At 62.5% G+C, this 12,028-nt stretch carries 8 protein-coding genes; 1 reads left to right on the forward strand and 7 read right to left on the reverse strand.

Features of this window, described 5'->3' with window-relative positions:
- From ACWDX9_RS38865 to ACWDX9_RS38885, 5 genes are all read right to left on the reverse strand, one after another.
- The coding region (locus tag ACWDX9_RS38865; protein ID WP_449963376.1) for a HEAT repeat domain-containing protein at positions 1 to 4,534 on the reverse strand (4,534 nt) is incomplete at its 3' end.
- An 831-nt stretch (positions 4,535 to 5,365) separates the two neighbouring features.
- Positions 5,366 to 5,737: a hypothetical protein gene (locus ACWDX9_RS38870; RefSeq protein ID WP_449963379.1), complete on the reverse strand. Its 372-nt coding sequence runs from the start codon at positions 5,735 to 5,737 to the stop codon at positions 5,366 to 5,368.
- 295 nt (positions 5,738 to 6,032) lie between these two features.
- A complete protein-coding gene (locus ACWDX9_RS38875) occupies positions 6,033 to 6,812 on the reverse strand; it encodes a hypothetical protein (RefSeq protein ID WP_449963381.1) in 780 nt (259 codons plus the stop codon).
- 1,051 nt (positions 6,813 to 7,863) lie between these two features.
- Positions 7,864 to 9,201, reverse strand: a complete 1,338-nt coding sequence (locus ACWDX9_RS38880) for an NB-ARC domain-containing protein (protein WP_449963383.1) — start codon at positions 9,199 to 9,201, stop codon at positions 7,864 to 7,866.
- Positions 9,198 to 9,626 (reverse strand): hypothetical protein, encoded by a 429-nt coding sequence (locus ACWDX9_RS38885; protein WP_449963393.1) that lies wholly within the window; start codon positions 9,624 to 9,626, stop codon positions 9,198 to 9,200. The genes ACWDX9_RS38880 and ACWDX9_RS38885 overlap by 4 nt, the downstream gene beginning before the upstream one ends.
- Before the next feature lie 709 nt (positions 9,627 to 10,335).
- Between ACWDX9_RS38885 and ACWDX9_RS38890 the strand changes: the two genes are divergently transcribed.
- Positions 10,336 to 10,695: a DUF4265 domain-containing protein gene (locus ACWDX9_RS38890; RefSeq protein ID WP_449963385.1), complete on the forward strand. Its 360-nt coding sequence runs from the start codon at positions 10,336 to 10,338 to the stop codon at positions 10,693 to 10,695.
- On the opposite strand, the gene ACWDX9_RS38895 is transcribed toward ACWDX9_RS38890, so the two are convergent.
- Positions 10,692 to 11,237 (reverse strand): hypothetical protein, encoded by a 546-nt coding sequence (locus ACWDX9_RS38895; protein ID WP_449963388.1) that lies wholly within the window; start codon positions 11,235 to 11,237, stop codon positions 10,692 to 10,694. The genes ACWDX9_RS38890 and ACWDX9_RS38895 overlap by 4 nt on opposite strands.
- 323 nt (positions 11,238 to 11,560) lie before the next feature.
- Positions 11,561 to 12,028: ATP-binding protein (locus tag ACWDX9_RS38900; RefSeq protein ID WP_449963390.1), on the reverse strand; the 468-nt coding region annotated here is incomplete at its 5' end.

The raw sequence follows: 12,028 nt of genomic DNA on the forward strand, positions 1-12,028 counted from the left end.
GCCAGGCGAAAGTCTCCGGGTTATCACGCCAACCCTGGCCGATGGCCCTAACGGCCGTGCTACGGACATCCTCGTGTCTGTCCTCGACGCCGCGCTCGCGAAGCCAGGCAAGAGTCTCCGGGTCATCAGGCCAACCCTCAGCGATCACCTCAACGGCCGCGCTGCGGACATCTTCGTGCCCGTCCTCGACGCCGCGCTCGCGAAGCCAGGCAAAAGTCTCCGGGTCATCACGCCAACCCTGGCCGATGGCCCTAACGGCCGTGCTACGGACATCCTCGTCTGTGTCCTCGGTAGCGCGCTCGCGAAGCCAGGCAAGAGTCTCCGGGTCATCACGCCCGCCCCGGTCGACGGCCCTAACACCTGCACGGCGGATGATCCAGTGTTCGTCCCGGACGGCGCGGTCGCGCAACCAGGCAAGAGTCTCCGGGTCATCACGCCAACCCTCAGCGATCACCTCAACGGCCGCGCGCCGGACACCCTCGTGCCCGTCCTCGACGCCGCGCTCGCGAAGCCAGGCAAAAGTCTCCGGGTCATCACGCCAACCCTCAGCGATCACCTCAACGGCCGCGCTGCGGACACCCTCGTGCCCGTCCTCGATACCGCGCTCGCGAAGCCAGGCAAAAGTCTCCGGGTCATCACGCCAACCCTCAGCGATCACCTCAACGGCCGCGCGCCGGACACCCTCGTACCCGTCCTCGACGCCGCGCTCGCGAAGCCAGGCAAAAGTCTCCGGGTCATCACGCCAACCCTGGCCGATGGCCCTAACGGCCGTGCTACGGACATCCTCGTCTGTGTCCTCGGTAGCACGCTCGCGAAGCCAGGCAAAAGTCTCCGGGCCATCAGGCCAACCCGAGGCGATCACCTCAACGGCCGCGCTGCGGACACCCTCGTACCCGTCCTCGACGCCGCGCTCGCGAAGCCAGGCAAAAGTCTCCGGGTCATCACGCCCGCCCCGGTCGACGGCCCTAACAGCTGCACGGCGGATGATCCAGTGTTCGTCCCGGACGGCGCGGTCGCGCAGCCAGGCAAGGGTCTCCGGGTTGTCACGCCAACCCTGGCCGATGGCCCTAACGGCCGTGCTACGGACATCCTCGTGTCTGTCCTCGACGCCGCGCTCGCGAAGCCAGGTAAGAGTCTCCGGGTTGTCAGGCCAACTCTCAGCGATCGCCTCCACGGCCGCGCGCCGGACACCCTCGCGTCTGTCCTCGACGCCGCGCTCGCGAAGCCAGGCAAAAGTCTCCGGGTCATCACGCCAACCCTCAGCGATCACCTCCACGGCCGCGCGCCGGGCCTCTTCGTGTCTGTCCTCGACGCCGCGCTCGCGAAGCCAGGGCAGTATCTCCGGGTCATCACGCCAACCCTGGCCGATGGCCCTAACGGCCGTGCTACGGACATCCTCGTGTCTGTCCTCGACGCCGCGCTCGCGAAGCCAGGTAAGAGTCTCCGGGTTGTCAGGCCAACCCTCAGCGATCACCTCCACGGCCGCGCGCCGGGCCTCTTCGTGTCTGTCCTCGATGCCGCGCTCGCGAAGCCAGGGCAGTATCTCCGGGTCATCACGCCAACCCTCAGCGGCCGCCCTAATGGCCGCGCGCCGGACACCCTCGTGTCTGTCCTCGACGCCGCGCTCGCGAAGCCAGGGCAGCACCTCCGGGTCATCACGCCAACCCTCAGCGATCACCTCCACGGCCGCGCGCCGGACATCTTCGTGTCTGTCCTCGACGCCGCGCTCGCGAAGCCAGGGCAGTATCTCCGGGTCATCACGCCAACCCTGGCCGATGGCCCTAACGGCCGTGCTACGGACATCCTCGTCTGTGTCCTCGGTAGCACGCTCGCGAAGCCAGGCAAAAGTCTCCGGGTCATCACGCCCGCCCCGGTCGACAGCCCTAACTGCCGCGCGACGGACGATCCAGTGTTCGTCCCGGACAGCGCAGTCGCGCAGCCAGGCAAGAGTCTCAGGGTGATGGGGTCCGCCTGCGGCGATAGTGTCAACGACCATACTGCGGACGATCCAGCGTTTCTCCCGGACGACGCGGTCGCGCAGCCAGGCTGAAGTCTCCAGGTCATCACGCCAACCCTCAGCGATGACGTCAAAGGCTGCGATGCGGACATCTTCGTGTCTGTCCTCAGTGGCGCGCTCGCGAAGCCAGGGCAGTATCTCCGGGTCATCACGCCAACTCTCAGCGACCGCCCTAAGGGCCGCGCGCCGGGCACCCTCGTGTCTGTCCTCGACGCCGCGCTCGCGAAGCCAGGCAAAAGTCTCCGGGTCATCACGCCAACCCTCAGCGATCGCCTCCACGGCCGCGCGCCGGACATCTTCGTGTCTGTCCTCGACGCCGCGCTCGCGAAGCCAGGCAAAAGTCTCCGGGTCATCACGCCAACCCTCAGCGATCGCCTCCACGGCCCCGCGCCGGACACCCTCGTGCCCGTCCTCGACGCCGCGCTCGCGAAGCCAGGCAAAAGTCTCCGGGTCATCACGCCAACCCTCAGCGATCGCCTCCACGGCGGCGAATCGTATGACCGCTTCAGCACTTGTGGTTGCGTGTCCTTTGAGGGTGTCCAAGGTCTGCGCTTCGACGGCTAAACGGAGGCGAGCTGCAATATACCTGGCGGAGTGGAGCATCCCGATGCGGTTCCCCGTTGCCAAGCGCCATCGTTCACGCTGGGAGTGATCGAGCCACGCAGTCTCGTGGCCGAAGGGCGGCAAGGACTTCTCAATTGCTGCAGTAAGAGTTAAATCGTACTCATCTTCTTTGACAGCGGCAGTTCTGATTAGTTCGACGAGGAGTTGGGTAATGGTAGGCGCGAGGGATCTAAGGGTCTGTCGCCTGCGAATCTCGCTGATGGCACTGAGGGCGAGCAGTTGAGATGTGGGAAGTTGTTCATCGAACCTCCCATAAGAGCCTGTGACGGCAAGGCGGGAGATAACCTCGCCTGCGAGCAGTTCAGGAATCATTCCAGTGAGAAGAAGGAGAACTTCTCGCCAAGCGGGGTCGGTGGCATGGACGTCGTAGAGGTCAAACAGTTCGTGATCGGTAAGTTTTCTGTCGGTGAGCTGCTGGTTGATGTCGTCGGCTGCGAGATACTCCAAGAAAGCGCGATGGACAAATCCGTAGAGCCCGGCGCCGAAACTGGAGAGAATGAAGTTGCGGTGCTGGAACTGCCGGAGCATCGCGCGCGCGGCGTGGACGGCGCGATCTTTGGGGAGCCCAAATTCTTCGGTGAAATAGGTCTCGAAAGCCTCAATGAGGTCTCGCGCAGGTATGTGGTTACCTGCGAGCCCGGCAGGTCCGTCTTGCATACGGCGGGCGACGCTGTGAAGCATGCGGAGCTTGTCGTCGGCGATGAGTTGGGGTAGATCGGTGTCGTGGGCACGCAGGTGCTTGTTGACATCCCAGTGCTCGATCAGAACGGTGACTGCGTGCTGATAGACCGTGCGGCGGTCGTGGGGAAGTTCTCGGCGGCGGCCGATGATGGCCAGGATGGTGAGGAGCATGGGATTGCCGGCGATTTCACCAACGGCCATGGAAGCGTTGATCGCGGCCAGCAACCGGTGACGCATCTGTGTCGCGGTCGCGGGATCGTCAGGACAGCTGCGCTTATACCAGGTGGTGATGAACGCTTCGATCTCAAGCGTGTCGAGGTCTTGGAGCATGAAGGTGGTAAAGCCGGCCGCGTCGAGTGTCGAGCGGTTATATCCGACGACGCGTGAGGTGACGATAGTCCGCACATTCGGGTAGCGGGCCACGAATCCCTCTATCTGCCCGACCACATCGGCTCTGACTTGAGGATCGAAGATCTCGTCCAAGCCGTCGAAGACCACCAAGGCGCGTCCACCGTCGGATAGGTACCGCTCCAGGCGAACCTTAGAGAGACCGAGGTGGTGGCTGGACCGCATCTCGTCGATCAGGTCCAGAAACGTCTTGCCCCGCCAGGCCGGGTCTGCGTACGTACGCAGTTCCACCAGCAGCGGGAGCCGTCCCACCCATTCCGCCGGCAACTCGACGGCAAGCTCCCCAGAGCCATCCTGCTGAAGTTCGGTGATCGCCAGAGCCATCATCATGAAACGGGCCAGAGTCGATTTCCCCGCGCCAGGGTCACCGAGCACGACAGCACGGCTCGTCCGGCCCAATGCCTCTAGCACCGGACGTGCCGGACGCTCCTGATATGCGCGGCGGGCCTCCTCCAATCGAGTGAGGTCGATGTTGTCTGGCAGTCCCGACAACTGTTCGTCCGCCACCAGCCGATGTAGCACCTCACGCGGCAGGTTTAGCAACTCTACCGGCGGCGGATTCTCTCGCACAGACTGCTGAAAAAATACCTCACTCAGCAGCATCACTGGATGCTCGCCCTGCTCGGTCAACGGAGTAAGGATTTCGAGATCGACCCGCCGGTACCGGGCACGAATCCGCTGAAGATACTCCTGGCGCTCCTGTCCCAGCCCTTCTTCGTCCGTCTTATCGGCGGCAATCCCCTCTGTGCCCCCGTAGACCGTAATCTGCGTGAGCTTGAGATCTCCGCCGACGGTGCTCCCCATCACCTGCTGGTCAATGTTCGGCTGCTGACTCGCCCGCTTACGGGGCGACCACCACCGACGCTTTTCCCGTGGCTCATCCATGCTGATCCTGATTTAGGTCACCAACGACCTGGTTGTCGGACGCCTCCTGAGTCGAGCGCCCCTTTGCCTTCTGACTGAGCGATCCACCGACCGTGTTACCGGTGGCCCTCTGTCGTGCACCTTCCGGTGCCTTTCCCGCTATAGGGAGGAACCACTGCACAGCAGCACCGACGGCCAAAAGCACACCACCGGAGACCCACCAGGCAACAGCATCATGATCAGTGAAGAATCCCGTTGCTACATTCACTAATGCGGCAACCAGTACGGAACCGATGGCACCTGCCACCCGCTGTAGGGTGTGACTCACCGCTGCTCCCTGCCAAACAGATCGGATGACCGCGACAGGCCACTCGAAGCTACCTTGCTCGACGATAACGGCGCAGGGGCACAGTTTGCGAGATTCGTTACAGACCTAGCTAGCATCGAAGTGGCTAAGGTTCATACGCCTGCGGATCTTGCCGGCGGCTGGCGGCGCCGGCTGAGACCGGCCCGAGAGTCGCAGCGCGGCCAACGACCGCCCGACGCGTGGCAGCCTGCCAGAGGCGGGCTGCCCTTGACGTCCATCCACGAACCGCGATGCGCATCCTCCGCCACTCGCAGATCTCCGTGACCATGAACGTCTACACCCAGATCCCATCGCCGGAGATGCGCAGAGCGCTCGATCTTCTGAACGCCAGCCTCGACTCTCGAAAAGATCATTGCTGACGAGAGTTGCTTAGAAGGCACTCCATGGCTCCGTCTGGGGTGCCGTCACCATTTCTCGAGTCCAACCGCATCCGCGTATAGCTCACCGATCCTCCCCGCAACGTCCGGCCTCGCCGTCTGGACATCCCACGAAGTGCTGTCGAAGGCTCGAAGGCGAACATCAGGTGCCGACGAACCGACCCTGCGCCCCTCCGCCTCTCCATCCACAAGCTGCGGGTGAGACTCGAACAACTGGAGAACCTGGCACGTCGACAGCCACACATCCCCGTGTATCTCGATCTCGGGAATCAGCCAGTCGATCGTCAATCGCCACTCGTAGCTGTCGATCAGGGTCCCGAGAGACCTGAGCAACTCTTCGAGACCCAAGTAACGGCCGTCACGCCACGCGGCGAACGTGAGCATCCGAGTCGCTGCCACCGGGACTCCTGCCGTCGAAAGACCACGTTGCTGTTGTACGGAGATCAGAAAGGCCCTCCGGGATCTTCCCGAAGGGCCTCTGAGCTGCGAGCCGACGAGGGGAATCGAACCCCTGACCTTCTGTTTACAAGCGGGAAGATGCTTGTCCGAGCCCGTCCACCGACGCTGTCTAAGCCTGCTCAGGGCCTCTACTGGAACGTTCCCATCCCAGAAGCATCCAGGGTTGTCCAGACCCGTTGTTAGCATCCACGTTAGCAAGATCGCTAACCTCGGCGCTGCACCGCCAGAGTACGCCTCAAAGCAAGGTCTCTGGCCGAAGTACCTCGCTGCGCAAGATGCGATGGATCTCGCCGACTTCGGCATTATGGTTCGTCTGACGTCGCAGTTCTTTGCGTACGGCGTCGGTCACCACGTCGGACAGAAGCACCTGGGCCAGAGACTTCGGCGACGTTGCGGCGCGAGCTCTCCACAGGTCATCGATCAGGCGACGCTTGAACGCCTCCTTGGTCAAGTAGAAGAGCGCGTCCGTCTTGACACCCAGGCCGGTGTCACTGAGCAGGTCCACTTCAAGGGCCAGGTCGATGACAACGGGGAGGCCGGCGGTCATGTGATAGGCCTGCCACACTTGGCCGTTGGACAGGACCATCCACTCAACACCCTCGTTCACGGCGTACATCTGCACCTGCCGTAGGTGTTTGACGTTGAGCTTCTGACTGCAACGCTTCACCTCGATGAAGGCGATCAGTTGCTTGTCGATGCGGATGCCGTAGTCAGCGAACTCACCCTTGACCTGATACTCCGTAGTGAGGTCGTCATATTTGTCGTAGCCGAGTCCTGCGCATAGGAAGTCGGTGATGAGCAGACGCGTGTCCCCTTCATTAGCATCACGCGCTATAAGATCAGTTAGCGGCTTGGAGTAGCGCCGTATCGCTGCTCGAACGCGCTCCCGCGCATCAGCCTCCCACTTCGGAACTGCCCGCGCCCCCGCCGACTTCTTCGTTGGGGAGCTTACGACTTCCCTGGAGACCTCAGCCTGCTCGTTACCGACGATCGCCTGTGCGGCCTGCTCGCTCATGGCATCCACCTGCACATCTAGTAGGGACAAGGCAGGCTAAGCCATTTGGAAGATCAACACATTATGTTACTGGGATCGATACGAAAACGACTCCCATGGCGCCGCTCTGGATACCCGGGTCAAACCGCACATATGGCATAAATTCCTCGACGACCACTCCGCCGACTGATAGGACACGGATTCCAATCGATCAACCGTCGAACCCAAATAGGAGAATGCGGCTGTCCGCTTTTCAGGCGCCCTGGACAGATAGCACCTCTCCACGGGCTGTGGCAGAGTGCGTCGGCCGGTGACTGCCGATGGTGCCATATGTTGTCGTCAGCACTGCCGTCAGCCCAGGCCGCCCGGTGGCAAGGCCCGACGGAGGAGGGCCGCGGCAGCCGATCGCCCAGACCACATACGGCGAGGACCGAAGTCGGCGATCGTCCCGGCCTCAACCAAACACTTCATTACGAGTCAATGACGGAGTGATCGTCAGAGGTTCGAGCGCTGGTCAGGCATGAGTGCGGAGTGATGAGCTGCAGTGTGCGTTCGTTGCTGTACATCCGTGCTATATATACAGCAAAGGAGAAATCCCGCAGGCTTGATAGCAAGTGGACCCGTACCGCAGAGCCGTCGAGGGCCCGGGGAGCGGAAGCCGCGCGACAGCCTCTTCCCCTGTCCAGAGGATGCATCGCAGGCCGTAACTAGCCATCCCACGCGACCGGCTGGCGGGGCTGTGACCTGCCCCATCAGCGCTGGGAGCGGTGCGGCAGCATGATATTCCGCCTTTCAAATTCGTGATCTGCCGCATGTACTGCATCATCGGGGTGCGAGCGGTGCGGCAAAGGCTGAGGTATACCGCGCTAATTGGCTGTAATCCGACCCGGAGCATAGAGACGGCAGACAAGAGCCACCGGAAGCGGCGCTGTGACAGATCATGCGCCCCGCATGCCGGAGCAGACACTCTGCTCATTCTCGGTAGGCGGAGAGTAAGGCTGCAGGCTGATGGGCAAAGATTGGGGCGGCCTTGATGACTAAGGCTACTAACAGTGGCTCTGAGATGGTTCGATTAGAGATCATGCTTTCTGATTCGACGCAAGAGAACATCCCATTCATCGGGCGAAAACTCAAGAACGGGACCTTGCCCATGTTTCATATCACGCACAAGAATGCCCCCCTCCAGAGATGGAGCTATCCCCACACCGCCCCCATCTGGCTGGAATGAACTAGTGATAAATGCAGGAATACGTGACGCAACTTCACGCTCCTCTGCAGATAGGTCACTGGACGCCTTTTCTCGGGTATATTTCCAGATCAAATCATGCATACGCCAAAGGTTGCGGCGAACAGTATCAAGAAGATTTTTTCGCTCTAGGCCAACAAGAAGTCTCTTCGCTTCACCCGATGGCTTCTGGATAAGCTCTGCAAGATAGTTGGGCCAGATTTCAGGGCTGCTAAGCGCGCCAATTAATAGCAATGCATGCTTCTCGTCTTGAGTAAGACCCCTGTAGGAAAGGTCCAATACGGCCTCGATCGACAGATCCTCGATGTCGAGGGCCTTCATAGCTTGCTTGCCGTCAAGCTCTACGATGAGCTCGCTCTCCGTCACTGCAGAACTTTCCGCCAGCCTAGCGCCGATGATTTGAAGCCCTAGAGGCAGGTGGCTCACGAGCGATGCTAGACGTTCGAACTCCGGCGAAGTCTCCGATGAAGAACGCCCTGAGGCCTCTGCCAATAATTTCTTGGCGCTAGCACTGCTCAGCGGATCGAGCCGATAGTGCTCGGCGCCATATAGCGTGACCAGTCTATGCCTGCTTGTAACGATGACCGTACAGTGGGAGATTGCATCAAGAATCGGCTGAATTTGCCGCACATTGTGGACGTTATCGAGAACGATGGTTTCGATCTCTCGCTCTCTCATGATTGTGGCCCAAAGACTCTTTCCTCGTTCGATCACAGCGGGACTTTCCGGTACGCCCGCGAGATACAGCAGGTTTGCCAAGGCAGATTCGGCGGAAACTGGGGCACGGCCGACCGTCCAGCCTTCCAGATCCACGTACGGAATATTTCCCGACTCTGGATTCATTGTTATTTCTCGCGCTAAAGCCAGCGCGAGCGCAGTCTTCCCGACACCGGGCGGTCCGCTAATGGCAACAGGCTTGGCGATCTTCGGGCGTAAGCCAATCGAATTAATTATGCGAACGAGCGACTTAACGTCTTCTCCCCTACCGAACAGGCGATCTCGACCAAAAGGTAGGAAAAAGTGTGGCTGCACCGTTACTTTGGGTCGACCCGTCCCGTGGAAGTGAACGTTCTGGACACCGCTGCCCAGGAGGGCTTGCTGTGCGTGATCGTGCGCGGACGCGGTCAAGCTGCCGTCGTCATCCGCATCGGATGGTGTGGTCATGGCTGACGAGAGCCGAAGGTGACATTCTGTATGCCCTGTCCCTGAACTGCCTGCTGCGCTTGATCATTGGCGCTGACGTTCATCTGGATCGCGCCTGCGGCCGCAGTGGGGACGTGTGCGGTGACGAACGAGACCAGTTCCCGCACCGCCTTCTCCTCGCCGGGGTGCTCGTCCAGCACGTCGCCGATGCGGGTCGTCCACGCTGCTACCGCATCCTGCGCCGTACGGTCGCGATCATCAGCGGCCAGCAACGCCGTGCGGGCCTGTTCCAGTCGTTCAGCCTGCCTGTTCTCGGCCTGCGCGTCGCCGCGGCCCAGCAGTTGGGCGCAGCGAGCCTTGACCTGTTCCCAGACGTCCTCGGTCATCGCCGAGACAAGAGCCGATCCTGCCGCCCCTGCCAGCGCCGCCAGTGCCTCCGTCAGCATCACCGCACCGCTTCCTCTGGTACATCGGTCTCGCGACTGTCCTCATTTCGGGGATACCGCACAACGCACACAAAAATCCGACCATCCCCGTCACAGCGATACAACGATCCAGCCCCGCGCAGCGTTCGCTCAACCCTGGGCAGGCCATCTCCTCGTCTGGCATTCCCTCGGGGTGACCGGCGAGGAGATGATTGGCCTTCCACCCCAGCCCCTCACCCACCATGGCTCGGCATCCGGCCCATCTCCGAGGAAGGCCGGGGTTCAGGACAGAGCCCCGAAGTCGCCGCCGACCACGGCTCCGCCATCGCACGTTGGCCACATCATCCCGACTACGCCGTGGCAAGAGATGTCGGCTCGGCTGTCCTAGCCATCGCTGACGCGAACGGGCGCGTGGGCGCGCTGGCCGCGACCGGCCGGAGAGCCGCAGCGCGGCCAGCTGGCGCCCAAACGCGCCGTCGGCCGCCGCAGGCGGACGACCTTGAAGACGTAGAGAAAAGTCTCATCCGGCCACCTGCCCTTCCAATGATCTTGATAGGCAGTCGGCAGACTGCGCGATCATGTGGGCATGGTCTTTGCTGCCCCTCCCGAACGCCTCCCCACAGGACCGGACCTAATCAAGGTATGGTTCCGGTTCGTACCGCGGGAAGGTTGGCTTCCCTACGACACCGAAGGCCTCTGGGCCACGCGTTTGAGCGGGGACACTGCGCGTGTGGCGAACGCCCCGTTCTTGCAGGACGGGGTCGCCGAGGGCGACGTGGTGCGCTTCGTCACCGATGGCGACGGTCTTCACTGGGCCTGTAAGCGGGTGGAAGCGTCGGGCAACTGCACGGTCCGGGTCCTGCCGGCGCCTGGTGGACCGTTGGGGCGCAGCGTGCAGGCTGTGCATGAGCAGTTGGCCCCGTTAGGGCTGGGTGGGGAATCCTTCAGTTCGGAGCTTCCCCTGGTCGCCTTCACCGTGCCCGCTGACGCAGACCTTGGGCGGATCAAGGCGCTGCTGACGCGTGGCCAAAGGGATGGCTGGTGGCACTTCGAGGAGTCCTGCGTCACCGACGCGTGGCGAAGCGCCTAACGGTCGGTTTGCTCCTGAGCACCGTCGAACGGGTCCACGTTCCACGCCGCAGGCAGGTTGCTCCCGCAGAAGACGCAGACGAAGTAGTCCTCTCGCACGATGTTGCGCTCCCGACAGGCGACGCAGCGCCGGAACACCACCTCGTTCGTGAAGTCGGACGGACGCCTCAGGCCGGCCCGATCGAGAGCCTGGGCGACCGCCGGCCATGAGGTTGTGTCCGGGCAGTACCCGGTCGAGTGGTTGCTGACCTCGCTGACCACCCAGCGTCCCTCCTCACGGCTGAACCCGATCTCTCCGGCGCTCAGTGCCGGGCCTCCGGCGGCACACGCGACATGCTCGCTGCGGCGTGGCGCCAGCCGCAATACGCCGTCCGTGTCGACCACGAAGGTGAACGGCTCGGCCAGTTCTGCAGCCGATCTCTCCGCGACCCAGCCGTCGAAGTCAGCTTCTGAACGGATGGGACGGCCTTCGTTGCCTGACCGGACTGCGGCCTTCACGTCGGCCGGTCCCACATATCGATAGATCCGCCCTCGCTCGTTCACGCGAGCCAACCTAGGACAGTTCAGCCACAGGTCAGAAGACGATCGGGATGAAGAGACTCACAGCACGCGCCCTTCGAGTAGAGCCTGCCACGTGGCATGCCCCTCTCGCGTGCTCATGCGGTGGGTCTCGAATGCCTTTCTGGAGTCTCGGTTGGTACGCCGAAGGAAGACTTGGCCACCGGTGGCGCACAGTTCGTAGATGATGTCATCGCAGTGGCAGGTCCAGAGGAGTGTCCTGCGTCGTGGCTCTTTACGGGCGGTGAGCCATACGAGCCGTGTGCAGTTGGGTTGCGGCTCGGGCAGGTGGGGAGACAGGCAGTCGTTCATGCGGCTTGGCCGGCGGGGGCGAGCGGGATGAGGGCCCAGACTGTGCGGCCGACTTCGTCTCCATGGACGCCCCAACGCGTGGTCAGGGTCTCCACCAGGTGGAGGCCGCGTCCGCTCTGGTCGTCGTTTTCGGCTTGGCGTAGATGTGGGGCGGTGGGGCCGCCTTCGTCGAGGACGGCGAGGATCAGCAGAGTGCTGCCCGCGTGGAGGGTGACGCCGAATCGGCCACCGGGAAGTCCGCTTCGGGTGTGGCGGATGGCGTTGGTGGCCAGCTCGGACACGACCAGTTGGGCAGTGTCGGTCTCGGGGCGGTCGCCTAGGTAGCTCATGACGAACTGGCGTGCCTCGCGGACCTGGGGTCTGGTGCCAGGGAAGTTGCGACACCACCGGTGGATCTCTGTGGGGCTGTTCAGCGTTGGGGACATCGCGGTTTCCTCGCGTTCGTGCAGGTCAAAGCACTGCCA

The organism is Nonomuraea sp. NPDC003201 (assembly GCF_053590415.1).